Here is a 21,904-nt window from a genome sequence, read left to right as displayed (position 1 = left end):
CGGGGCCTTTTTCATTTCAGGGTTTTGAGACGATGTACTGCCTCGTCGGAGCGTCGCTTTCGCCGGGGTCGCTGCCGGCAGGATCAACTATTAGCGGCCCTCGAACGCGGCGGGACGCTTCTCCAGGAAGGCCATGACGCCTTCGCGGAAATCTCGGGTTCGGCCGCATTCGCCCTGAAGGCGCGCTTCGACGGCAAGCTGAGCCGGCAGGTCATTGGCGAGGCCGTCCCGGAACGCGGTCTTGATCGTCCGGTAGGCGGCCGTCGGGCCTGTTGCGAGCTGCCGGGCCCGGGACCACCAGCACTCGGCGAAGCTCTCCTCCGGAACCGCCTCCCAGATCATGCCCCACTCGGCCGCGAGGGCGGCAGGGACAGGCTCGGCCAAAAGCGCGGCGCCCATGGCCCGCGCAAACCCGATCTGGCGCGGCAGCCAGTAGGTGCCGCCGGCATCGGGCATGAGACCGATCCGCGAGAAGGCCTGCGTGAAGCTCGCCGTCTCCGAGGCGATGACGATGTCCGCCGCGAGCGCCAGGTTGGCCCCTGCCCCGGCCGCAGCGCCATTGACTGCGGCGATGGTCGGGATCGAACAATTCGCGAGGCCGAGGATCATCGGCTCGTACTCGTCCCTCAGAACGCTCTCGAGATCGCTCGTGTCCAGCTTGGCGCCCTGCACGAGGTCCTGCCCGGAGCAGAAGGCCCGGCCGCGCCCCGTCAGGACGAGCGCCCGCGCCTCGTCCGGCGCGCGCGTCGCCGCATGGGTGATTTCCGTCCGCATCCGGCTGTCGAGCGCGTTCATGACGTCCGGCCGGTCGAGGGTGACGATGGCGACGTCCTCGCGCAGCTCCCAAGTGATCGTCTCGTACTGCATCGCGGCCTCCCCGGCATGACTTCTGCGCCGGAGAGGATGTCCGAGGGCAGCTTCGAGGGGAAGGGAGCGCGAGCCGTGACACTGCGTCAGTGCCGGCCCTGCTCGCCCTCCGTCAGCTCGTCGAGACGGCGGCGCTCGGCTGCACTGAAATGGGTGGCACCGGCCCCGTCGTAGCTGCGCTGGCGGCGGATGTAGAACACCGAGACGCCGAGCCCTGCGAGGAGCGCCAGCGGTCCAGCGGCCCAGAGAAGGAGATTCGCCCCCGAGGTGTCCGGGCGCAGAAGCACGTATTCGCCGTACCGGGACACGAGATAGGCCTCGATCTCCTCGTCGGTGTCGCCTGCGAGGATGCGCTCGCGGACGAGGACGCGCAGGTCGCGGGCGAGATCCGCATTGCTCTCGTCAATGCTCTCGGAGCGGCAGACGAGGCAGCGGATCCCGGTCGAGAGGTCGCGCGCGCGGGCCTCGAGGGCGGGATCCTCCAGCATCTCGTCCGGCGTGACGGCGAGGGCGGGAAGCGCTGCGAGCGCGATCAGGAGAGCGGCGAAGATGTGTCTCATTCCGCGGGCACTCCGGAGGCTGGCGCGGCCTTGCGCCGGATCGCCGCGAGGCGCAGGCGGCGGTCCCCGAGCGACATCGCGCCGCCGATCGACATGATGATGGCGCCCGCCCAGATCCAGCTGGCGAACGGCTTGATGTAGGTGCGGACGGCCCAGTCGCCGCTGTCCTGCTGTGCGCCGATCACGAGGTAGAGGTCCCGCAGGACGCCACTCCGGATGGCGGCTTCCGTGGTCGGCATTCCGGCGACGGGATAGACGCGGCGCTCCGGGTGCAGGCGGGCGATCACGCGGCCCCCCTTGTCGACGCGCATATCCGCCATCGTGGTCGTGTAGTTGGGGCCGCGGCCTTGGGTGACATCGGCGAGGGTCACGCCGTAGCCCGCGACCTCGAATCGCTCGCCAACCGCCGCGACGCGGATGTCCTCCACCTGCCAGCCCAGGAGCGCGGAGATGCCGAGGATGGTGACGCCGAAGCCGGCATGGGCGACGCTGCGCCCCCAATCCGCGCCGGGCAGGCGACGGAGGCGGCCGGCGCGCTCGGCGAATGACCCGCGACCGGTCCGCTGCGCCAGATCGACCGCGGCGCCGGCGATCACCCAGACCGCGAGGCCGACGCCGAGCGGCGCGAGGATCGGCTTGCCGGTCCCGAGGGTCCAGGCCAGCGCGGCGGCGAGGAATGCGGCGGCGGCTGCGATGCGCAGGGGCCGGACGGACTTTCCCGTGGCGCGCTTCCAGGGGAGCACGGCGCCCACCGGCAGGATGAGCGCAAGGACGATCATGAACGGGGTGAAGGCGGCGTCGAAGAACGGCGCGCCAACGGAGAGCGTGCGGCCGAAGAACATCTCGGCGGCCAGCGGCCAGAGCGTCCCGACGAACACGACAAAGGCGCCGACGGCGAGCAGCACGTTGTTCGCCACGAGCGCGCTTTCCCGGGACAGCGTCGCGAAGGCGCTGCGGGCGGTCATCTCGCGGGCACGGATGGCATAGAGGAGCAGCGCCCCGCCGACGAAGAAGGTGAAGATCCCGAGGATCACGTTGCCCCGGAGCGGATCCGTCGCAAAGGCGTGGACCGAGGTCAGAACGCCCGAGCGAACGATGAACGTGCCGAGAAGCGAGAAGCCAAAGGCGAGGATGGCCAGAAGGACGGTCCAGCTCTTGAGCGTCTCGCGCTTTTCGGTGACGGCGGCGGAATGCAGAAGCGCGCCGGCGATGAGCCACGGCATGAAGGATGCGTTCTCCACCGGGTCCCAGAACCAGAAACCGCCCCAGCCGAGCTCGTAATAGGCCCACCAGGATCCCAGGGCGATGCCCGCGGTGAGGAAGAGCCAGGCGGCTAGCGTCCAGGGGCGCACCCAGCGGCCCCATGCGGCGTCCACCCGCCCTTCGATCAGCGCAGCGACGGCGAAGGAGAAGGACATCGAGAGCCCGACATAGCCGAGGTAGAGAAAGGGCGGATGGAACGCGAGACCGGGATCCTGCAGGAGCGGGTTCAGATCCTGACCGTTCATCGGCGGCACGGCGAGCCGCTCGAACGGGTTGGAGGTCAGCAGGATCAGCCCGTAGAACGCGACGCCCACGGAGGCCTGAACGGCGAGGACCCGGGCCCGAAGCGAGGTCCGCAAACCCTGTCCAAACCAGGCGACGGTGGCCCCGAAGAGCGCGAGGATCAGCACCCAGAGAAGCAGGGAGCCCTCGTGGTTCCCCCAGACGCCACTGATCTTGTAGAGCATCGGCTTGTCGGTATGGCTGTTGGCGACGACCACCGCGAGCGAGAAATCCGACACGACGAAGGCCCGCATCAGGGCGGCAAAGGCAAAGCCCGTCAGCAGGACCTGCGCCGATGCCGCCGGCCGGGCCGCCTCCATCCACCCCGCCCAGCCCTTGGCGGCGCCGATCATCGGAACGATCATCTGAATGATTGCCGCGATGGCAGCGAGGATCAGGGCGAAATGGGCGAGCTCTGTGATCATGGGGCGCAGCCTACAGGCCGCGCGCGCCATGCGGAAGCCGCCCGAGCGCGTGCTGCGCGCACGTGACGCGGCGGGCGAGCGGGGCCCAGGCCAGATGGCGCTGGGGATCCTACGGAGGCCGGATCGTCCTTCCCAGTGGCCGGCGCGTGGGGGGAGCGTGTGGCCGCGCGGCGGAGGGACGAGGGAGCGTCCGCCGCGGGCTGACCGCGGGCCGCACCGCACCTGCCCCCTCTTGACGCCCGCGCCGTCCACGGCTCTTCCTGCGCCATGATCGATCCCGACACCCTCCCCGCCGAGCCCCTTCCGCGTCTCCTCGCCGTGATGGCTGCGCTCCGCGATCCTGCGGACGGCTGTCCGTGGGACCTGGAGCAGACCTGGTCGACCATCGCGCCCTACACGATCGAAGAGGCCTACGAGGTGGCCGATGCGATTGCGCGGTCGGCGTGGAACGAGGTGCCGGGGGAACTGGGGGACCTTCTCCTGCAGGTCGTCTACTTCGCCCAGATGGGGCGCGAGGAAGAGCGGTTCGACTTCGGCGATATCGCCCGGATCGCGGCCGAGAAGATGATCCTGCGGCACCCGCATGTCTTCGGCACCGAACAGATCGCGGACGAAGCGGCCCAGAACGCGGCCTGGGAGGTTCAGAAGGCGAATGAGCGCAGGGCGCGGGGCGAGACGCGGGTCCTCGACGGCGTTGCCATCGCCCTGCCGGCGCTCAGCCGTGCCCTCAAGTTGCAGAACCGTGCCGCCCGCGTGGGCTTCGACTGGCCGGACGAGGCCGGTGTTCTGGACAAGATCGTCGAGGAGGCCGGAGAGCTGGCCGAGGTCGCCCGCGACGGCGATGCGGACAGGATCGAGGACGAAGCCGGGGACCTGCTTTTCGCCGTGGTGAACCTCGTCCGGAAGCTCGGCGTCGATCCCGAAGCCGCGCTGAGGCGCACGAATACCAAGTTCCAGCGCCGCTTCGCGGCGGTGGAGGACGAACTCGGTGCGCGCGGCCGTGCCCCGGCGCAGTCGGACCTGTTGGAGATGGACGCCATCTGGGCTGAGGTGAAGGCGCGCGAAAAGTCCGATTAAAATTATCGGAAATACTTGCCCCGGGCCGCTCGCTTTGCCATCCATTGCCCGGACCAGGACAAGGAGCTCCCCATGACCGACATTCGCATTTCCATCGCCGCGATCCTCATCGGCAGTGCCGCGCTGCCGGCGATGGCCGAGGAGGTGAACGTCTACTCGAACCGTCAGCCAGAGCTGATCGACCCGATCTTCGAGACCTTCACCGAGGAGACGGGGATCGAGGTCAACTCGGTCTACATCGACACCGGAATCGAGGAACGCCTGCGCGCCGAAGGGGCGCGCTCCCCCGCCGATCTCGCCTTTACCGTCGATATCGGGCGACTGGACGCGCTGAAGCAGGCGGGCGTCCTGCAGCCGGTTGAGTCGGATGTTCTCGACGAGGCGATCCCGGCCGCCTACCGCGATCCGGACCGGGACTGGTTCGCCCTGACCACCCGCGCACGGGCCGTCTATGCCAGCCGCGAGCGTGTGGCGGACGGCGAGATCACGACCTACGAGGCGCTGGCGGATCCCGAGTGGGAGGGGCGCATCTGCACCCGCTCCGGCCTTCACCCCTACAACATCGCCCTGACGGCAGGAATGATCGAGCAGCACGGGGCCGAGTTCACCGAAGACTGGCTGCGCGGTCTGAAGGCGAACCTCGCGCGCCGTCCGCAGGGCAATGACCGGGCGCAGGTCAAGGCGATCAGCGAGGGCGAATGCGATATCTCCCTCGGGAACACCTACTACATGGCGCTGATGCAGTCGGATCCCGAGCAGCAGGCCTGGGCCGACGCGGTCCGCCTCGTCTTTCCGACCTTCGAGGAGGGCGGCACCCACGTGAACATCTCCGGTGTTGCGATGACAAAGGCCGCTCCGAACCGGGAAAACGCCTTGCAGCTGATGGAGTACCTCGCCACGGCGCACGGCCAGGAGCTCTACGCCGAGATCAACAACGAATACCCCGTGAACGAGAACGTCTCCCAGTCCGAGACCGTGAAGAGCTGGGGAAGCTTCGAAGCAGACGATGCGAACCTCCAGGACCTCGCCGACCTGCGCGCGGAGGCGGTGCGCCTGATGGAGATCGTCGACTTCGACGGCTGACGGCTCCCAGCCCGGTGGCGCCCACGGACGCCCCGGGCCTCGGCCGTCAGGTGGAGAAACAGGTCGCGCCCGCCGCCGCTACAGGCCGTGGGCGCGATAGAGGTCGGGGATCCGGTCCGGTATGTCCTCTGCGATGAGGCCCGGACCGAAGCTGCGGGCAGCTTCGGCGTGGATCCAGGTGGCGCACTCGGCCGCGCCGTGAAGCTGTCCCTCCGGCGCATGGGCCGCGAGGCCTGCGAGAATGCCGCAGAGCGTATCCCCTGCGCCGGCGGTGGCGAGCCAGCGCGTGTCCCGCTCGTAAAGGCCGGGATGCAGCGACGCGGCGCCGCCCGGTGAGGCGATGATCGTGGCCGCCCCCTTCAGCAGGATAACGCAGCCCGCCCGGTCCGCCGCGCGTCGTGCGGCGTCGATCTTGGACATGTCGCGGGACTTCAGGCCAAGATCGGGAAAGAGCCGGGAAAATTCGCCCTCGTGCGGGGTTAGAATCGCGTCTTCGTGGAGGAGGTCGAACAGCTCCTCGGGATGATCCGCGAACGAGGTCAGCGCATCCGCGTCGAGGATCGTGGCACGCTTGGCCTCGAGGCTTACGCGGACCATGGCCCGCGTGCGCTCCCCGATGCCCAGCCCGGGACCGAGGACGAGGGCGGAGAGCCGGTGGTCCTTCAGCATGCCGCCAAGGTCATCCGCGGTCTCGATCACCGAGAGCATGATCGCGTCGAGGCGGGCGGCGTTCTCGGTGATCGCATCCGCCGGCACCCCGAGCGTGACAAGGCCGGCGCCGGTGCGCAGCGCCGCTCTCGCCGCCATGCGGGCCGCCCCGCCCTTGCCCGGACCGCCGCCGAGAACGAGGGCGTGGCCGCGGGAGAACTTGTGGCCACCGGGCTCCGGGCGGGCCCACCCGGCCAGCCAGTCCGCGGCCTCCGCCGCATCCGGCGCGATGAGACGCACGATGTCGCCCTTGTGTGGTTCGGTCAGGGGCGGTGTGCGATCGTCCTGCGCAAGGCCGATCGGGGCGATCTCGAGCGCGCCGCAGACCGCCGGGCCCTGCCCGAGGAAATGGCCGGGCTTGGCGGCGTGAAAGGCGATCGTGAGGTCCGCGGCGAGGACTTCCGCGGCGGCTTCGGGCGCCAGAAGCGCGCCCGTATAGGACTGGATGCCGGAGGGGATGTCGGCGGCGACGATCGTGAGGGGCGCCTCCCCGGGTGCGGACCTGATCGCGGCGAAGGCCTTCGGAAGCACATCCGGAACCGGGCGGGAGAGGCCCGTGCCGAAGACGGCGTCGATCACCAGAACGGGGCGCGGCCCCTGCCCCAGCGCCTCGGGATCGAGCGGAGCGATCGCCTCGCCCCATTCTTCGGCAAAAAGGGCCGCGTCCCCACCCAGCTTGCGCGGATCGCCGAGCGCACAGACCTGCACGTCGAGCCCCGCCTCGCGGAGGGCAATGGCCGCGACATAGCCGTCCCCGCCGTTGTTTCCGGGCCCGCAGAGCACCAGGGCGCGGTCCCCCGGCTCCGCGCCGGACGCCTCAAACGCGGCCCTGGCCAAGGCGCGACCGGCGCACCGCATCATTTCCGCTCCCGTGGTGACGCCATCTTTCACGGCGCTCGTTTCGATGGCGCCCATCTGGGCGGATGTCGGACAATCGCGCATCTGGTAAATTCCCAAACTGCTCATTTATCGTGCGCCCTGATTATATCTTGGGCATGAGGCATCATTCGCCCAAATCGCGGCCGCACGCCGTTGCCTCTTGAATTGCCCCTTACCGGCGTTGATGGTCTCTCGCGAACCGGGACAGGAAAGGGAGTCGGCCACAATCATGAAAAAGATCGAGGCCATCATCAAACCCTTCAAGCTCGACGATGTGAAGGACGCGCTCCAGGAGATGGGCGTACAGGGTCTTAGCGTCATCGAGGTGAAGGGGTTCGGCCGCCAGAAGGGTCATACCGAGCTCTATCGCGGCGCCGAATATGTCGTCGACTTCCTGCCGAAGGTGAAGATCGAGATCGTCCTTGCCGCAGCTCAGGTGGAGCAGGCGATCGAGACGATCTGCACCGCAGCGAAGACCGACAAGATCGGGGACGGCAAGATCTTCGTCAGCCCCGTCGAGCAGGCGATCCGCATCCGGACCGGCGAGCACGGCGAAGACGCAATCTGAGCCGCGGCCCGACCGCCCGCGCCGCGCGGGCAGGTAGAGAAGCGCATGCTCCGGCGGCCCCCACCACACGCGATCACGATCAAGGAAGGAAACACGGTCCATGACCAACGAAGTTCTCAAGCGAATCAAGGATGAGGACGTCGAGTACGTCGATATCCGCTTCACCGACCCGCGCGGCAAGCTGCAGCACGTCACGGTGATGTCCGACCAGGTCGACGAAGACTTCCTCGAGGAAGGTTTCATGTTCGACGGCTCCTCGATCGCCGGCTGGAAGTCGATCGACCAGTCCGACATGAAGCTGATGCCCAGCCTCGACAGCGGCTACATCGACCCGTTCTACGCCGAGAAGACCCTGTGCCTGCACTGCACCGTGGTCGAGCCCGACACCGGCGAAGTCTACGACCGCGACCCGCGCGGCACCGCGGAGCGCGCCGAGGCGTACCTGCGCGAGAGCGGCATCGGCGACCAGGCGTTCTTCGGCCCCGAGGCCGAGTTCTTCCTGTTCGACAATGTCCGGTTCCAGGTCGGCATGAACAAGGTGTCCTACGAGGTCGACGCGGCCGACGGCTCCTGGAACACGGATACCGAGTTCGAGATGGGCAACATGGGCCATCGGCCCGGCATCAAGGGCGGCTACTTCCCGGTGAACCCGGTGGATGACGCGGTGGACCTCCGCTCCGAGATGCTGTCCACGATGAAGCGCATCGGCATGAAGGTCGACAAGCACCACCACGAGGTGGCGTCCTGTCAGCACGAGCTGGGCCTCATCTTCGGCACGCTGACCAAGCAGGCCGACGAGATCCAGAAGTACAAGTACATCATCCACAACGTCGCCCATGCCTACGGCAAGTCCGCGACGTTCATGCCGAAGCCGATCTCCGGCGACAACGGCACCGGGATGCACGTCAACATGTCGATCTGGAAGGACGGCGCGCCGCTCTTCGCCGGCGACAAGTATGCCGACCTGTCCGACGAGGCCCTGTGGTACATCGGCGGCATCCTGAAGCACGCCAAGGCCCTGAACGCTTTCACCAACCCGACCACGAACTCCTACAAGCGCCTGATCCCGGGCTTCGAGGCGCCGGTCCTGCGCGCCTACTCCGCCCGGAACCGGTCCGGCTGCGTGCGGATCCCGTGGGCGGAAAGCCCGAAGGCCAAGCGCGTCGAAGCCCGCTTCCCCGACCCGGCTGCGAACCCCTACCTCTGCTTCTCGGCCCTGCTTCTGGCCGGCCTCGACGGGATCAAGAACAAGATCCACCCGGGCGAAGCGATGGACAAGGACCTCTACGACCTGCCCGCCGAAGAACTCGCCGGCATCCCGACGGTCTGCGCGTCGCTGCGCGAAGCGCTCGAGGAACTGGAGGCCGACATGGGCTTCCTCACCCAGGGCGACGTCTTCACCGAAGACCAGATCGCCGGCTACATGGCGCTCAAGTGGGAAGAGATCTACCAGTTCGAGCACACGCCGCACCCGGTCGAATTCAAGATGTACTACAGCTGCTGATCGCGGCATGGCGCCCCGCTCCGGCGGGGACCACCCAAAAGGCAGGAACGGGGCGCTTCGGCGCCCCGTTTTCGTAATGGCGTCCGGGGTTTGCGAAATGTTCAGCGCGATGCCCTAAAATAGTCGCGATTGCGCGCGAGGTAGGACGGGCGCACCTCCTTACGGTGAAATGTCATGGATGATCCGTCCTATTCCGCGAGTATCTACGCAGCGCTTCTGGCAAGGCATGTCGCCGCGCTCGACGCGCGTGCCCTCGCGGTTGCGATGAACCAGACATTCGCCGCCTCGGAGCTGATCTTCTCTCGTGTGGAGGCCCCCGACGGGGTGGTCCTCGACGCGGGCGAACTGCATGTCATCCTTTCCTCGGAGGCGGGCCCTCTGCCCTCCTGCCGCACCGCCGCCGCCCTGACCTCCCGCCTGCCGCACGTGATCGGCGAGCCCTGGGCGGACTGGGCCGCAGCCGAAGGCGTGGCGTTGACGATCCGCGTGGTCGGCGGCCCCTACGGCGCCCTTCCGCACCTGCCCTCGGCCGACGCCTTCGACACCATGCTCAGCGTGCTTCACGTCTGCACCGGCTGGCTGCTGGCCTCCTCGACAGAGGCGGAGGCGGTCTTCTGGTCCCAGTCGAACCAGTTCTTCTCGGCGAGTCGGTTCCTCTGCGCCGTGGACATGCTCTATCCGCTGCCGGTCTACCTGCATCCCCGGCCGCTGGCACCAGAGGCGGAGGGCCCGCCGGACCAGGTCGGGTTCGACCTCGAGGGCGCGGCGCAGATCTGCGGCCACGCGATCCGGTTCGAGCCGAGCCCGGCGCCACTTGCCTGGATGGCGGAGCGGGCCTACGCGCTCGTGACACACCTTCGCTGCGGCAACGACGCGCCCCCCGTCTTCGGCGTTTCGAACGGCGAGCGCATCGAAGTCGCACGACAGGCGAACGGGACGCTGAACCTGTCCCTCACTCTGCGGGACGGCGGCCCCGTCGTTCCTCCCTCGGGGATCATTCCCTTACCCAGTGGAAAGGCGGCGTAACATGCAGGCCGGCAATTCCGATTCCATCGACATGTACTTCTCCAGCTCCTCCCCCGACGCGCTCGCCTTTACTGGCCGGGAGGAGGCGCCGCCCGCACCGGCACCCGTGAGCTACGGCGAGCGGGCGCGCGCGCGCAGGGCTCAGGCGCTTCTGGTCACGCGCCAGGTGAAGCGGCGCAATCCGGCGATCGGGGCGTGGCTCCTGAAGCGCATCCGGAGAGAGGACAGCGAGACCAACCTGCCGCTGGCGCTGGTTCTGGTCTTCCTCCTCGCGCTGGTGCCGGCCCTCGCCATCGGCTCCCTTCTGTTCACCGCGACGCTTCTCGCCTTCGGCCTGATTTGAGGCGTCAGTAGCGCACCACGAGTCCCTTGTGGTCCGAGCCGAACAGGCCCCTGAGCTCGCTCGCCCCGTGCTCCCCTTTCGGGATCAGCACGTTGTCGATCGCGATCGGCACGGTATCCACGAGCCTGAAGCTCCCCCGCGCGCGGCCCGCCGGCGCCGTCCGGCTCGCACGTGCCAGGCGCCGGACCGCGGACGACCACCGGACCATGTTGAAATCTCCGGCCATCACCACCGGCCCGTCGAGCATCCTCAGGCGATCTTCCAGGATCCGGACCTGCGCCGCCTGCGCCCTTGGCCATGGCCAGCTGAGATGAACGGAGACGATCCAGAGCGGTCCGTCAGGGCTTCGCACCCGCATCGCCGCGACCCCGCTGGCGCAAACCTCCGTGCCCTCGATCTTCGGCCAGCGCGACAGCACAGCCACGCCGCCCACCGACGGGCCCGGGCAGAAGGTCTGCGAAGGCAGCATGTCAGACAGGGCGCCGAGGATCGGCTGGTTCGCGTCCGACACCTCCTGCAGCATGACGATGTCCGCCCCCACAGATCGGATGTCCGCCTCGATCGGGCCGAGATCCTTCGGCCGGAACAGCATGTTCTTCTGGTAGATCGTCCGCTCGCCGCCGCCCTCCGGCGCGCTGTAGGCCCAGAGCACGGGCAGGATCGCCACGGCCGGCAGGATCAGCCAGGTCCATCTGCACAGGCCAAGGCTCGTGCCGAGCAGGAGCCACAACGCGAGCGCGCCGGCGATCCAGAGGCGGAAGACGGCCAGCGAATCCCCGGCCGGGTGCAGCGCGCCGAGGAAGCTGCCCGCCAGCGCAAGCCCGCCCAGGCCGGCAACGAATGTCCAGATCAGTGCCATATGCCCTCCGGGATCTTTCGGTCAGAGCGACCCTGACGGGACTGGAGCCGGTCCGAAAGCCCCCGCCATCTGGACAAGCTGAGCGCCGCCGGTCATGTCTCGGTCATGACGCGCAAAATCATCATAGACACCGATCCCGGGCAGGACGACGCCGTCGCCATCCTGCTCGCCCTCGGCAGCCCCGAACTCGACCTGCTCGCCGTGACGGCGGTTGCGGGCAACGTCCCCCTGCCGCTGACGGCGGTGAACGCGCGCAAGGTCTGCGAGCTTGCCGGTCGGCGCGATATCGCGGTCCATGCCGGCTGCGACGCGCCGCTGTCCCAGCCGCTGGTGACGGCGGAGCACGTCCACGGCAAGACCGGCCTCGACGGCACCGACCTGCCCGACCCGACGATGCCGCTGGCCGAGGAACATGGCGTCAACGCGATCATCCGGCTGGTGCGGGAGAGCGCGCCCGGCGAGATCACCATCTGCGCCCTTGGCCCGCTGACGAATGTCGCGACGGCCCTGACCCGCGCGCCGGACATCGCCGAACGGATTGGCGGCATCGTCCTGATGGGCGGCGCCTATTTCGAGGTGGGCAACATCACCCCCACGGCGGAATTCAACATCTACGTGGATCCCGAAGCCGCCGAGATCGTCTTTGCGTCCGGCGTCCCGATCACCGTCCTGCCGCTCGACGTGACCCACAAGGCGCTGATCGACCGCACCCGGCTGGACGCAATCCGGGCCCTCGGCACGCCTGTGGCGGAGGCGGCCTGCGGATGGCTCGACTTCTACGAGCGCTTCGACGTCCAGAAATACGGCGGCGACGGCGGCCCGCTGCACGACCCTTGCGTGATCGCCTACCTGCTGAAGCCCGACCTCTTCACCGGCCGAAAGATCAACGTCGAGATCGAGACGGAGGGCCGCTTCACGCGCGGAATGACGGTGGCGGACTGGTGGGGCGTTACGGACCGGAAGGCCAACGCGACCTTCATCGGCGGGCTCGATGCGGACGGCTTCTTCTCCCTCCTCACCGAGCGTATCGGGCGACTCTGAGCGACATGACAACCCGTCTTCACCTGTGCGGCCCAGACGATCTGGCGCGCCTGCTCCCCATGGTCGCGGCTCATCACGAGGAGCTGGGCGTCAAGGGCGACGAGGAGAGCCGGACGGGCTCCCTCTTCCCGCTCCTGAACGGCTCCCCCCATGGTGCGGTCTATCTCGTCGGCCCGAAGAACGCGCCGGTAGGCTATGCGTCGCTGTCCTTCGGCTGGTCCCTGCGCTGGGGTGGTATCTCTGGCCGCTTCGACGAGCTCTACATCCGCAAGGCCGTTCGCGGACGGGGGATGGACACGGAGGCGCTGGCGGCTCTGATACCGGCACTGAAGGAGGCCGGCCTCGTGTCACTGGCCATCACCGCGATCGAGGGATCGCGAGAGGCGCTGGACTGGAATCGCCTCGGCTTCCGGTCCGAAGAGGGCGCTCTGAGGCTGGTGCGGCGGCTCTAGACCCCGCGACGGCGCGCTGGCATCCCGGCCTCTTGCGGGGCGGTCCGGCGCTCGTTTGTCGATGCGCATGCGCTCCCGCACCGTCACCCCCCTGTGCAACGCCTCGGTTCCGCCCTACCTGCGTCCCATGACACTGAACATTCCCCTTGAGAGCACGTATGCCGACCTGCCCGAGCGGTTCTACACCCGGCAGGAGCCGTCGGCCGTCGCCGAGCCGCGCCTGATGCTCCTGAACGAGACGCTCGCCGGCGAGCTGGGACTGGACGCCGAGGCGCTGGCATCCGACGACGGTGTCGCGCTCCTTGCCGGGAACATCGTCCCCGAGGGCGCCCGTCCGCTCGCACAGGTCTATGCCGGGCATCAGTTCGGCGGCTTCAACCCGCAGCTCGGCGATGGCCGCGCGCTGCTCCTCGGCGAGATCGTCGATCGCGCGGGACAGCGGCGGGACATCCAACTCAAGGGATCCGGCCCGACTCCCTATTCGCGGATGGGCGACGGTCGGGCCTGGGTCGGACCGGTGATCCGGGAGTATATCGTCAGCGAAGCCATGGCCGCCCTCGGCATTCCGACGACCCGCGCTCTCGCGGCGGTTTCCACGGGCCAGAACGTCATGCGGGAGACGGTCCTGCCGGGCGCCGTCCTCACCCGCGTCGCCTCCTCCCATATCCGCGTCGGCACGTTCCAGTTCTTCGCCGCGCGACAGGATACCGAGGCCCTGCGCGCGCTCGCAGATCATGCCCGCGCGCGGCACTACCCCGAGGCCGAGGGAGCGCTCGGGCTGCTTAACGGCGTCGTCCGGGCGCAGGCGCGGCTCGTCGCGGACTGGATGGGGGTCGGGTTCGTCCACGGCGTGATGAACACCGACAACACCTCCGTTTCGGGCGAAACGATCGACTTCGGTCCCTGCGCCTTTCTCGACACCTACGTGCCGAACAAGGTCTTTTCCTCGATCGATCAGCACGGCCGCTACGCCTACAACAAGCAGCCGGAGATCCTCGCCTGGAACCTCGCGCAGCTTGCGACCTGCCTTTTGCCACTGATCGAGGAAGAGGGCGGCTCCCTGGAGGATGCGCAGGCCGCGATGGACGCCTATCCGCCCGCCTTCCAGTCCGAATGGGCTCGGGTCTTCCGCCGCAAGCTCGGCCTTCTGGGCGAGGAGGACGCGGATGTGGACCTCGCCGGGCGGCTGCTGACCCTGATGGCGAAGGGCGGCTCGGACATGACGCTGACCTTCCGCGCCCTCGGCGAAGGGGGCGCGGCGGACCACGTGACCGACCGTGACGCGTTTGATGCGTGGGAGACGGCGTGGCGCGAACGGCTTGCGCGTCACGGCGGCGCTGAGGGGGCGCAGGCCCGGCTTCTTGCCGCGAACCCCGCGCTGATCCCGCGCAACCACCGCATCGAGGAGGCCATACAGGCCGCCGTCGCCGGCAATCTTGCGCCCGCCCGGCGCCTCGCCGCCGCTCTCAGGCACCCGTTTGACCCGCCTCAGGGGACCGAGGATCTCCGCCGGCCACCGCAGGAGAGCGAGGTTGTGACGACGACGTTCTGTGGCACTTGATCCGCGCCGCAAAACAAGGCTATTCCGTCACGATAGTCGCCTTTGCGCACAGGTCGGCATATCCGAACGAATGAACCTAGGCGGGGCTGATGCCGCTTAACTCCAAGACATGGAAGACGGAGCACAGCGAGCGGCAATCCGAGCTGCGCGCCCTGCCGATGTCGTCCTCCTCCAACGAGCATTTCGAGCGCATCGCATGGCTCGCCGCGCGCATCTGCGAGGTGCCCATCGGGCTGGTCACGATCCTCGAAACCGACCGGCAGGACTTCAAGGCTTCCTATGGCACCGATCTGGACGGAACGTCGCTCGAACAGGCGATCTGCGTCCATACCATCGCCAAGGGGGGCCTGCTGGAGATCCACGACACGCTCGAGGACGACCGGACAAAGAACAACGCGATCTGCACCGGCGCGCCGTTCGTGCGCTTCTATGCTGGCACGCCCATCCATTCCCCCGCCGGTGTCGCGCTCGGCTCGCTCTGCGTGCTCGGGCATGAACCACATACGCTGACGGAAATGCAGCGCGAGGCCCTCGTGGCCCTCGGCCGCGAGGTGGACGCGCAGATCCAGCTCCTCTCCGCGATGGACGCGCAGCGCATCCTGACAAGCGAAATCGACCACCGGGTGAAGAATTCCCTGCAGATGGTCGGTGCATTCCTGCGGATGCAGGCGCGCCGGGTGAAAGGACAGGAAGCGAAGGCGGCGCTGGAGCAGGCCGAGCGGCGGGTGGGATCCATCTCCCTCCTGCACGACCAGCTTCACCTTTCCGCCTCCTACAACCGCGTTGATCTCAAGGCTTTCATCCACCGCGTCGCGCGCCTGACCGAGGGGCAGCTGCCCTACCGCGTCTCGCTGAGCGTCGAGCTGGACTCGTTCGAACTCTTTGCCGGCCGCGCCTCTGGCGTCGCCATGCTGGTGAACGAGTTCGTCACCAACTCGGTGAAGCACGCGTTTCCGGACGGCAAGGGCGGAACGATCCGGCTTCACGGCAGGTACGAAGGGTCCGACTACGTGCTCGACCTCGGTGACGACGGCGTGGGGATCCCGGATGGCGCGGCGAAATCAAGCGGCCTCGGGATCTCTATCATGGAAGCCTCGGCCGGTCAGGCCGGCGGCGTCCTCACCCGCATTCCCTCCGAACACGGCGTCCAGTTTCGCTTGACGCTGCCCGCCCGAGAGGACGGAGACGGGGCTTGAGCGCCCCCCGGCCATCTCGGACGTCGTAGTCGACCGCCTCCAGATACCCGATGGCAGGCCGAGTGACACCCTCGCGCGTCACAGGATTGCAGGCGCTGCGGCGCCGATCAGAGCGGCGCCGGCCGCCGGGCGGGGCGATTGATGAGAATGAGGCCGGCGCAGACCAGGACGAGCGCCGCGCCGAGAGAGGGGCCGAGCTCTTCGCCGAGGAGCGCCCAGCCGAGGCCCGCCCCGAAGATCGGTGACAGGAACGAGAAAGCCGCAACCTGGGCGGCACGATATCGCGTCAGGATCCAGAGCCAGAAGAGATAGGCGCCGAAGGCGATGAAGCTCGCCTGCACGCCGAGGCCCGCCCAGTGCAGGGGGGTCGGGTCACGCAGTACGGGTCCGAAGAGCGGCGAGATTGCCAGCAGGATGGGCGCGGAAATGCTGAGCTGGTAGAGAAGCTGGGTATGGGGCGGCACCCGCACGAGCGCGGTTCCGCGGGCGCAAAGTGCAATCCCGGACCAGCCGAGGGCCCCGAGGAGAGCGCAGAGATCGCCGAGGAGGGACGCCTCCCCGCCCCCGTTCCCGTCCCCGCGTGACGTCAGCGCCACCACGACACCGCAAAAGGCAAGGCCGATCCCGGCCCATTGCGGCGCGCCGAGCCGCTGCCCCGGCAGGAACAGGTGGGAGAAGACCGCGAGCCAGAGCGGCATGGAGTAGAAGATCACCGAGGTTCGCGTGACGGTTGTCAGATCGAGAGCCAAGTAAAGCCCGACGAACTCGACGGTGAAGCACATCGCGATCAGGAATCCGGCGACTCTCGTGCCCTTCGGCAGATGCACGGGTCCGTGCTTGAGCCGCATCCACAGGACCAGAAGAAGGCCCGCACCGACGGAGCGCAGGCCGGCGGCGAAGATCGGCTGGATGCCCTCGTTCACAACCGCGATGAGCACCTGATTGAACCCGAGAAGCACGGAGAAGGCGACGAGCATCCCCGCTCCGGACAGGTCCATGTCGGACGGACCGGAACCCGCCGCACCCCGCGGCGCCGCGGCAATTTTCGAAGAGGCTGTCATGCGCCGTGGCATTTCCCGCGCGGCGAGCGGTGTCAAGACGGCGCGCATGGGTGCGGAACCGTCGCGCGTCGGCCACGCCTCACACAATGTTCATCGTGCGCGAAAAGGCCACGGTTCCTCTGAGGCACAGGGACCGCTAGCGTAACCACAGCCACGCACCTTGCCTGCGAGTCGTTCTAAGATGTCCCACACGCCCGCCATCGAGATCCGCCCGGCCCGGCCGGACGACACCGCGGCATGCCGCGCAGACCGGCGGGCTTTGGGCGAGATTCACGGCAGGGGCGTATCCACAGGCACTTCGGGCTTTCTCCGCTCCGACCCGGCGGCCACCGCGTGAGCCGCCGTCTGATCTCCCTCCTCCGCCGTCCTCTCGTCGCCGCGACCGCCGCCCTTACGCTCATCTCCTGTGCGCCGCAGGCGAGCGGTGTGGCCGAGCGGCGGGTCGTTCCGACCATGCAACTGCCGGCGATGAAGACCTTCGGACACACCCGGACAGAAGGCAGCGTCCGGCCGAATGCCCAGATCGCGGCCGATTTCCTGGAGCTGTCCTTCAAGATGGAGAGCGGGCGTGCGCTGCCCCGCCTGACCCGCTTCGAGGGGCCGGTCACGATCGGCGTTCGCGGCGCGGCGCCTGCGAGCCTTACGGGCGATCTGACCCGCCTCGTCTCCCGCTTCCGCAACGAGGCGGGGCTCGACATCCGCTTCGCGAGCGCGGGCGAAACGCCGAACATCGTGGTGCAGGTCCTCTCCCGCAAGGAACTTCAGCGCTACGTTCCGCAAGCGGCCTGCTTCGTCGTCCCGCGGGTGTCGAGCTGGGCGGAGTTCAAGGCCGACAGGCGCGGCCAGATCGTCGACTGGACGACGCTGGAGCGGCGGGAGCGTGCGGCCGTCTTCCTGCCCGGCGATGTCAGCCCCCAGGAAACCCGCGACTGCCTGCACGAGGAGATCGCGCAGGCGCTCGGCCCCCTCAACGATCTCTACCGCCTGCCTGAATCGGTCTTCAACGACGACAACTTCCATACCGTCCTGACCGGCTTCGACATGCTGATCCTCAAGGCGTACTACGATCCGGCCCTCGCGAACGGGATGAGCCGGGAGCAGGTCGCCGCGCGCCTCCCCGCAATCCTCGCCCGCCTGAACCCCGCCGGGAACCGCCCCGTGGGGCGGCTGGAGAGCGAGACGCCGCGGGAATGGACCGAACAGATTGAACGCGCGGTCGGGCCGCGGACGAGCCCCCGCGCCCGCTCCGCCGCCGCCAAACGCGCCGTCGCCATCGCCGATGCCAATCGCTGGACGGACTCGCGGCGGGCCTACTCGCTCTACGCCCTCGGCCGCCTGTCGCTGAACTCCGAGCCGGAGCTTGCGCTGGCCGCCTTCCTCGAAAGCTCCGCGATCTACCGCTCGCGTCCTGAAACCGCGATCCAGGCGGCGCATGTCGCGATGCAGCTCGCCGCCTATTCGCTTTCCGCCGGCCGGCCGGACACGGCCATCGAAATGGTGGACGAGAGCCTGCCCGCCGTCGCCGCGGCGGAGAACGCGGCCCTTCTCTCCACGCTCATGCTGATCAAGGCGGAGGCGCTCGATGCCAAGGGCCAGGCGGCCCGCGCGGCGGCGCTCCGCAGCGATGCGCTTGGCTGGGCGCGCTACGGCTTCGGGCCGGACGGCGAGGTCCGCGCGCGGCTTCTGGAGATTTCGACACTCAATCCGGGCGAGCCGCTGACGGTTCGTGGCCCGCAGGGATAAAGACCAAGCATGATTACACTACTGGCCGGCGTCATCGGCGCCGTATGGGGCGGCGTTCTGGCGAAGAAGCGCGGCGGCAAGGGGCTTGATATCGCGCAATACGCAGCCGGCTTCGGCATCGCCTTCAGCATCGCCGCGCTCCTCACCCTGACGATCCTGCGCCTTATCCTGAGTTGAACGAAGCCGGGCGCGGGCGGGCACGATGTTCGTCCCTCGTCTTCGTCTTGCACCCTCCGCCGGGGGGGATTATCGACGCCCTCGCGCGGCGTCGGCCGCTTCTGCCTGCCTGACACGCCGTGTGATCCGTCCATCCGGACCAGCCAGCCGAAAGCACCCGAATGTCATTCTCCATCGCCCGTCTCGCCCTTCTCGCCGCGCTTCTGCCCGCCGCCGCTGGGGCACAGACGCTCTACTTCTCCGCAATCCCCGACGAGGACGACACCGCCCTGTCGGAGCGCTTTTCGAAGGTCGCGGAGTATCTCGAGGGCGAGCTCGGCGCCGATGTCGAGTTCGTCCCGGTGAAGAGCTATCCGGCCGCCGTGACGGCCTTCCGCAACGACCAGGTCCAGCTCGCGTGGTTCGGCGGGCTCTCGGGCGTTCAGGCGCGGCGCATGACCGAAGGCTCGAAGGCGATCGCGCAGGGCGTCGAGGATGAGGCGTTCGTCACCTACTTCATCGCCAATTCGGAAACCGGCATCGAGCCGTCCGAGGAGTTCCCGGCCGACGCGCTCGAGGGACTGACCTTCACGTTCGGCGCCAAGACCTCGACCTCCGGGCGGCTGATGCCGGAATACTGGATCCGCCAGGAAACGGGCGAGGCGCCGGACGAATTCTTCTCCCGCGTCGGCTATTCGGGCGACCACTCACAGACGCTCCGCCTCGTCGCCTCGGGCGCATGGCAGGTCGGCGCGCTGAACTTCTCGGTCTACGACAAGGCAGTGACGGACGAGGCCCCGGAGGTCGAGGACGCCCGCATCATCTGGCAGACGCCGCCCTACCCCGACTACAACTGGACGATCCGCGGCGATGTGGATGCCCGCTTCGGCGAGGGCTTCACGGACCGCGTGCAGGAAGCGCTTCTGTCGATGGACGACCCGGACCTCCTGGCGTCCTTCCCGCGCTCGGGCTTCATCCCGGCGACGAACGACGACTACGCTCCGATCGAGGAGACCGGCGACGCGCTCGGCCTTCTGAGATGACGGCGCCGCTGCTGGACCGGGAGAGCGTCGGCTACGGTTCGGCAGCGGTTCTCTCGGGCGTGAGCTTCTCGCTCGCGCCGGGGGAGCGCGTTGTGCTCCTCGGCCGCAGCGGATCCGGCAAGACCACGCTTCTGGGTGCAATCCGGGAGCGTCTTGAGCGCGCGGGCTCCCGCGTCGCCCTCGTGCCGCAGGAGGCCGGGCTGGTGCCGACGCTTTCGGTTCTGCGCAATGCGCTGATGGGCCGGCTCGACGATCACGGCACGCTCTACAACCTCACCAACCTCGTCCGTCCCCGCGCCCGCGACCGCGCCGCCGTGGCAGACATCCTGGAGCCGCTCGGCCTTGCCCCCGAGATCGACAGGGCGGTGGAGCGGCTCTCAGGCGGGCAGAAGCAGCGCACCGCGCTTGCCCGCGCCTTCTTCCGCGGCGGTTCGTACCTCATCGGGGACGAACCCGTTTCAGCGCTCGACGAGCGCCAGGGCGCCGAGGTGCTGGACGAGATCGGCCGGCGGTTCGAGACCTCCGTCCTCGCGCTCCACGATGTGGCGCTGGCACGCAGCTTCGCGACCCGGATCGTCGGGCTGAAGAGTGGACAGGTGATCATCGATGGCCCCCCTGAGAGCCTGTCCGACGCCGAGATCGGGGCGCTCTATGCGCTCTGAAGGCTGGCCGCGGGGGCGGGTCGTCACCGGCTTTGCCGCGCTGGCCCTCCTTCTTCTGCCCTTCGCGGATCTGACGCTGGCCGGCCACGATCCATGGGAGGCGCTTGCGCGAATGGGCTCGGGCTTCCTCCGTCCAGACTTCGCCGCCATCGAGGAGATAGGCCGTGCCATCGCGCTCACCATCGCCTTCGCGGTCGCCGGTGTCGCCGCGGGCGCGGGCGCGGGTCTCCTCATGGCGCCGTTCTACGAGCGGGGGCCGGTTCGGGGGATCTGCGTGGCGGTCCGCTCGGTGCACGAGTTGTTCTGGGCGCTCCTCCTCATGCAGGTTCTGGGCCTGTCGCCGATGACCGGAGTTCTCGCCATCGCCCTTCCCTATGCCGGGATCTTCGCGAAGGTCTTCTCGGATTACCTCGGCGACGTGGATCCGCGCCCCGCCCGCGCCCTCGGGCCCGGGACCGGCGCCGCCTCCCGGTTCCTCTACGCCACCGCCCCCCTCGCCCTGCCCCAGATGTGGACCTACACGCTCTACCGCTTCGAATGCGGCATGCGCTCGAGCGCGGTCCTCGGCTTCATCGGACTGCCGACCTTGGGCTTTCAACTCGACAGCTTCTTCAGGCTCGGCGAGTACGGGGCGGCGAGCGCGATCCTCATCTGCTACATCGGACTGATCGCCACGATCCGGATCTGGATGCGCTGGAAGATCGCGGCACTCTGGCTGCTGGCCTGCCTCGCGCTTCTGCTCAGCCTCAGCTCTCCGCCGATGGGATCGGGCGCGCTGATGCGGTTCCTGACGGAGGACATCGTGCCGGCGCCGATCCGGGACGGCGGCCCGCTCTGGCCGTGGCTTTCGCAGATCATCTGGTCGGAGGCGCTCCCGGGAATCGTTGCGACCCTCGTCGTCGCGCAGATCGCTCTCGTCCTCGCCGGCCTCGTCGCCGCGCTCGGTGCGCCCGCCATCGTCACGCGCGTGGCGGGGCGCTTCGGACGGTACCTCGGCCACATCCTTCTCGTGACGCTCCGGTCAGTCCCGGACTACATGCTCGCCTACCTCTTCCTGCAGGTCTTCGGCCCGTCCATGCTGCCCGCCATCCTTGCGCTCGGCCTGCACAACGGCGCGATCATCGCGCATCTCGTGGGCCGCCAGGGGGAGGACATCTCGGCGGAGCTGAGGCCCGACGCGCCGCGGGGCCTCACGCTGTGGGGCTGGGACCTCGCGCCGAGGCTCTTCGCTCCCTATCTCGCGCTCTGTCTCTACCGCTGGGAGATCATCGCGCGGGATTCGGCCGTGATGGGTCTTCTCGGCGTCGCGACGCTGGGGTTCTGGATCGACAGCGCGGTTGCGGAGTTCCGGCTCGACGCGGCGATCGTGCTGCTCCTCGCCTCGCTTGCGATGACCGCTGGCATCGACATCATTTCCCGACGTCTCCGCCGGCATCTGGGCGGGACCACACCGGCCATCAGCCGCCGCATGGAGGCCGGCGACTGCGCAATCTGATCCTAAAGCGTCGTTCCAGGGCGCGGCATGGTCGCAAATTCGGCCGACTG

General features: G+C 68.4%; 21 protein-coding genes. 15 read left to right on the top strand and 6 right to left on the bottom strand.

Annotated elements, in window-relative coordinates:
• Window positions 1–90: 90 nt before the first annotated feature.
• The 3 genes from DQG15_RS00615 to DQG15_RS00605 form a co-directional block, all read right to left on the bottom strand.
• Window positions 91–867: an enoyl-CoA hydratase-related protein gene (locus DQG15_RS00615; RefSeq protein WP_116081920.1), complete on the bottom strand. Its 777-nt coding sequence runs from the start codon at window positions 865–867 to the stop codon at window positions 91–93.
• Window positions 868–953: 86 nt separating this feature from the next.
• Entirely contained in the window at window positions 954–1,427 is a 474-nt protein-coding gene (locus tag DQG15_RS00610; RefSeq protein ID WP_116081918.1) for a cytochrome c-type biogenesis protein, read from the bottom strand.
• On the bottom strand, window positions 1,424–3,397 hold the full coding sequence (locus DQG15_RS00605; protein WP_116081916.1) for a heme lyase CcmF/NrfE family subunit: 1,974 nt from the start codon (window positions 3,395–3,397) through the stop codon (window positions 1,424–1,426). The genes DQG15_RS00610 and DQG15_RS00605 overlap by 4 nt, the downstream gene beginning before the upstream one ends.
• Window positions 3,398–3,664: 267 nt before the next feature.
• On the opposite strand from DQG15_RS00605, the gene mazG reads away from it, so the two are divergent.
• Together mazG and DQG15_RS00595 are read left to right on the top strand one after the other, a co-directional pair.
• The gene (mazG, locus tag DQG15_RS00600) at window positions 3,665–4,474 is read left to right on the top strand and encodes a nucleoside triphosphate pyrophosphohydrolase (protein WP_116081915.1); all 810 of its coding nucleotides are present in this window, start codon (window positions 3,665–3,667) and stop codon (window positions 4,472–4,474) included.
• A gap of 72 nt (window positions 4,475–4,546) precedes the next feature.
• Window positions 4,547–5,557, top strand: a complete 1,011-nt coding sequence (locus DQG15_RS00595) for a Fe(3+) ABC transporter substrate-binding protein (protein WP_198665040.1) — start codon at window positions 4,547–4,549, stop codon at window positions 5,555–5,557.
• Window positions 5,558–5,635: 78 nt separating this feature from the next.
• On the opposite strand, the gene DQG15_RS00590 is transcribed toward DQG15_RS00595, so the two are convergent.
• Window positions 5,636–7,231, bottom strand: coding sequence for an NAD(P)H-hydrate dehydratase (locus DQG15_RS00590; protein WP_232830648.1), 1,596 nt, complete (start codon window positions 7,229–7,231; stop codon window positions 5,636–5,638).
• A 142-nt stretch (window positions 7,232–7,373) separates the two neighbouring features.
• Here DQG15_RS00590 and DQG15_RS00585 point away from each other — a divergent pair, with 142 nt between their 5' ends.
• The 4 genes from DQG15_RS00585 (at window position 7,374) to DQG15_RS00570 (ending at window position 10,585) form a co-directional block, all read left to right on the top strand.
• The gene (locus DQG15_RS00585; RefSeq protein WP_116081911.1) at window positions 7,374–7,712 is read left to right on the top strand and encodes a P-II family nitrogen regulator; all 339 of its coding nucleotides are present in this window, start codon (window positions 7,374–7,376) and stop codon (window positions 7,710–7,712) included.
• A gap of 100 nt (window positions 7,713–7,812) precedes the next feature.
• Window positions 7,813–9,216: a type I glutamate--ammonia ligase gene (glnA, locus tag DQG15_RS00580; RefSeq protein ID WP_116081909.1), complete on the top strand. Its 1,404-nt coding sequence runs from the start codon at window positions 7,813–7,815 to the stop codon at window positions 9,214–9,216.
• 174 nt (window positions 9,217–9,390) lie between these two features.
• Window positions 9,391–10,242, top strand: a complete 852-nt coding sequence (locus tag DQG15_RS00575; RefSeq protein ID WP_116081907.1) for a hypothetical protein — start codon at window positions 9,391–9,393, stop codon at window positions 10,240–10,242.
• A gap of 1 nt (window position 10,243) precedes the next feature.
• Window positions 10,244–10,585, top strand: a complete 342-nt coding sequence (locus DQG15_RS00570) for a hypothetical protein (RefSeq protein WP_116081905.1) — start codon at window positions 10,244–10,246, stop codon at window positions 10,583–10,585.
• 4 nt (window positions 10,586–10,589) lie between these two features.
• Here the strand turns inward: DQG15_RS00570 and DQG15_RS00565 are convergent, their stop codons facing one another.
• Window positions 10,590–11,444: an endonuclease/exonuclease/phosphatase family protein gene (locus DQG15_RS00565; protein ID WP_116081903.1), complete on the bottom strand. Its 855-nt coding sequence runs from the start codon at window positions 11,442–11,444 to the stop codon at window positions 10,590–10,592.
• A gap of 105 nt (window positions 11,445–11,549) precedes the next feature.
• On the opposite strand from DQG15_RS00565, the gene DQG15_RS00560 reads away from it, so the two are divergent.
• The 4 genes from DQG15_RS00560 to DQG15_RS00545 all read left to right on the top strand — a co-directional run bounded on the left by DQG15_RS00560 (window position 11,550) and on the right by DQG15_RS00545 (window position 15,694).
• A complete protein-coding gene (locus tag DQG15_RS00560; protein ID WP_116081902.1) occupies window positions 11,550–12,485 on the top strand; it encodes a nucleoside hydrolase in 936 nt (311 codons plus the stop codon).
• A gap of 5 nt (window positions 12,486–12,490) precedes the next feature.
• Window positions 12,491–12,937 (top strand): GNAT family N-acetyltransferase, encoded by a 447-nt coding sequence (locus DQG15_RS00555; RefSeq protein ID WP_116081900.1) that lies wholly within the window; start codon window positions 12,491–12,493, stop codon window positions 12,935–12,937.
• 127 nt (window positions 12,938–13,064) lie between these two features.
• Window positions 13,065–14,498: a YdiU family protein gene (locus tag DQG15_RS00550; RefSeq protein WP_116083632.1), complete on the top strand. Its 1,434-nt coding sequence runs from the start codon at window positions 13,065–13,067 to the stop codon at window positions 14,496–14,498.
• An 89-nt stretch (window positions 14,499–14,587) separates the two neighbouring features.
• A complete protein-coding gene (locus DQG15_RS00545) occupies window positions 14,588–15,694 on the top strand; it encodes a histidine kinase dimerization/phosphoacceptor domain -containing protein (RefSeq protein ID WP_116081898.1) in 1,107 nt (368 codons plus the stop codon).
• Window positions 15,695–15,801: 107 nt separating this feature from the next.
• Here DQG15_RS00545 and DQG15_RS00540 read toward each other — a convergent pair whose 3' ends face one another.
• Window positions 15,802–16,755 (bottom strand): DMT family transporter, encoded by a 954-nt coding sequence (locus DQG15_RS00540; RefSeq protein ID WP_232830647.1) that lies wholly within the window; start codon window positions 16,753–16,755, stop codon window positions 15,802–15,804.
• Between the two features lie 333 nt (window positions 16,756–17,088).
• Here DQG15_RS00540 and DQG15_RS00535 point away from each other — a divergent pair, with 333 nt between their 5' ends.
• The 5 genes from DQG15_RS00535 to DQG15_RS00520 all read left to right on the top strand — a co-directional run bounded on the left by DQG15_RS00535 (window position 17,089) and on the right by DQG15_RS00520 (window position 21,854).
• Window positions 17,089–18,498, top strand: a complete 1,410-nt coding sequence (locus DQG15_RS00535; RefSeq protein ID WP_232830646.1) for a DUF2927 domain-containing protein — start codon at window positions 17,089–17,091, stop codon at window positions 18,496–18,498.
• A 9-nt stretch (window positions 18,499–18,507) separates the two neighbouring features.
• Window positions 18,508–18,675, top strand: a complete 168-nt coding sequence (locus DQG15_RS18330) for a hypothetical protein (RefSeq protein ID WP_198665039.1) — start codon at window positions 18,508–18,510, stop codon at window positions 18,673–18,675.
• Between the two features lie 161 nt (window positions 18,676–18,836).
• A complete protein-coding gene (locus tag DQG15_RS00530) occupies window positions 18,837–19,697 on the top strand; it encodes a putative selenate ABC transporter substrate-binding protein (RefSeq protein WP_116081895.1) in 861 nt (286 codons plus the stop codon).
• The gene (locus DQG15_RS00525) at window positions 19,694–20,359 is read left to right on the top strand and encodes an ATP-binding cassette domain-containing protein (protein ID WP_116081893.1); all 666 of its coding nucleotides are present in this window, start codon (window positions 19,694–19,696) and stop codon (window positions 20,357–20,359) included. Before DQG15_RS00530 ends, DQG15_RS00525 begins: the two co-directional genes overlap by 4 nt.
• A complete protein-coding gene (locus tag DQG15_RS00520) occupies window positions 20,349–21,854 on the top strand; it encodes an ABC transporter permease (RefSeq protein ID WP_232830645.1) in 1,506 nt (501 codons plus the stop codon). Before DQG15_RS00525 ends, DQG15_RS00520 begins: the two co-directional genes overlap by 11 nt.
• The last annotated feature ends 50 nt before the right edge of the window (window positions 21,855–21,904 follow it).

Source organism: Tropicimonas sp. IMCC34011 (assembly GCF_003390865.1).
Taxonomy (GTDB): Bacteria; Pseudomonadota; Alphaproteobacteria; order Rhodobacterales; family Rhodobacteraceae; genus Tropicimonas_B.
Note: the sequence above shows the minus strand (reverse complement) of the source record. Positions and strands in the feature narration are given on the sequence as shown.

What these genes read in the sequence shown, in the direction of transcription:
- DQG15_RS00615 (WP_116081920.1), bottom strand. Translation starts at nt 867, where the DNA reads ATGCAGTACGAGACGATCACTTGGGAGCTGCGCGAGGACGTCGCCATC.
- DQG15_RS00610 (WP_116081918.1), bottom strand. Translation starts at nt 1,427, where the DNA reads ATGAGACACATCTTCGCCGCTCTCCTGATCGCGCTCGCAGCGCTTCCC.
- DQG15_RS00605 (WP_116081916.1), bottom strand. Translation starts at nt 3,397, where the DNA reads ATGATCACAGAGCTCGCCCATTTCGCCCTGATCCTCGCTGCCATCGCG.
- mazG (WP_116081915.1), top strand. Translation starts at nt 3,665, where the DNA reads ATGATCGATCCCGACACCCTCCCCGCCGAGCCCCTTCCGCGTCTCCTC.
- DQG15_RS00595 (WP_198665040.1), top strand. Translation starts at nt 4,547, where the DNA reads ATGACCGACATTCGCATTTCCATCGCCGCGATCCTCATCGGCAGTGCC.
- DQG15_RS00590 (WP_232830648.1), bottom strand. Translation starts at nt 7,231, where the DNA reads ATGAGCAGTTTGGGAATTTACCAGATGCGCGATTGTCCGACATCCGCC.
- DQG15_RS00585 (WP_116081911.1), top strand. Translation starts at nt 7,374, where the DNA reads ATGAAAAAGATCGAGGCCATCATCAAACCCTTCAAGCTCGACGATGTG.
- glnA (WP_116081909.1), top strand. Translation starts at nt 7,813, where the DNA reads ATGACCAACGAAGTTCTCAAGCGAATCAAGGATGAGGACGTCGAGTAC.
- DQG15_RS00575 (WP_116081907.1), top strand. Translation starts at nt 9,391, where the DNA reads ATGGATGATCCGTCCTATTCCGCGAGTATCTACGCAGCGCTTCTGGCA.
- DQG15_RS00570 (WP_116081905.1), top strand. Translation starts at nt 10,244, where the DNA reads ATGCAGGCCGGCAATTCCGATTCCATCGACATGTACTTCTCCAGCTCC.
- DQG15_RS00565 (WP_116081903.1), bottom strand. Translation starts at nt 11,444, where the DNA reads ATGGCACTGATCTGGACATTCGTTGCCGGCCTGGGCGGGCTTGCGCTG.
- DQG15_RS00560 (WP_116081902.1), top strand. Translation starts at nt 11,550, where the DNA reads ATGACGCGCAAAATCATCATAGACACCGATCCCGGGCAGGACGACGCC.
- DQG15_RS00555 (WP_116081900.1), top strand. Translation starts at nt 12,491, where the DNA reads ATGACAACCCGTCTTCACCTGTGCGGCCCAGACGATCTGGCGCGCCTG.
- DQG15_RS00550 (WP_116083632.1), top strand. Translation starts at nt 13,065, where the DNA reads ATGACACTGAACATTCCCCTTGAGAGCACGTATGCCGACCTGCCCGAG.
- DQG15_RS00545 (WP_116081898.1), top strand. Translation starts at nt 14,588, where the DNA reads ATGCCGCTTAACTCCAAGACATGGAAGACGGAGCACAGCGAGCGGCAA.
- DQG15_RS00540 (WP_232830647.1), bottom strand. Translation starts at nt 16,755, where the DNA reads ATGACAGCCTCTTCGAAAATTGCCGCGGCGCCGCGGGGTGCGGCGGGT.
- DQG15_RS18330 (WP_198665039.1), top strand. Translation starts at nt 18,508, where the DNA reads ATGATTACACTACTGGCCGGCGTCATCGGCGCCGTATGGGGCGGCGTT.
- DQG15_RS00530 (WP_116081895.1), top strand. Translation starts at nt 18,837, where the DNA reads ATGTCATTCTCCATCGCCCGTCTCGCCCTTCTCGCCGCGCTTCTGCCC.
- DQG15_RS00525 (WP_116081893.1), top strand. Translation starts at nt 19,694, where the DNA reads ATGACGGCGCCGCTGCTGGACCGGGAGAGCGTCGGCTACGGTTCGGCA.
- DQG15_RS00520 (WP_232830645.1), top strand. Translation starts at nt 20,349, where the DNA reads ATGCGCTCTGAAGGCTGGCCGCGGGGGCGGGTCGTCACCGGCTTTGCC.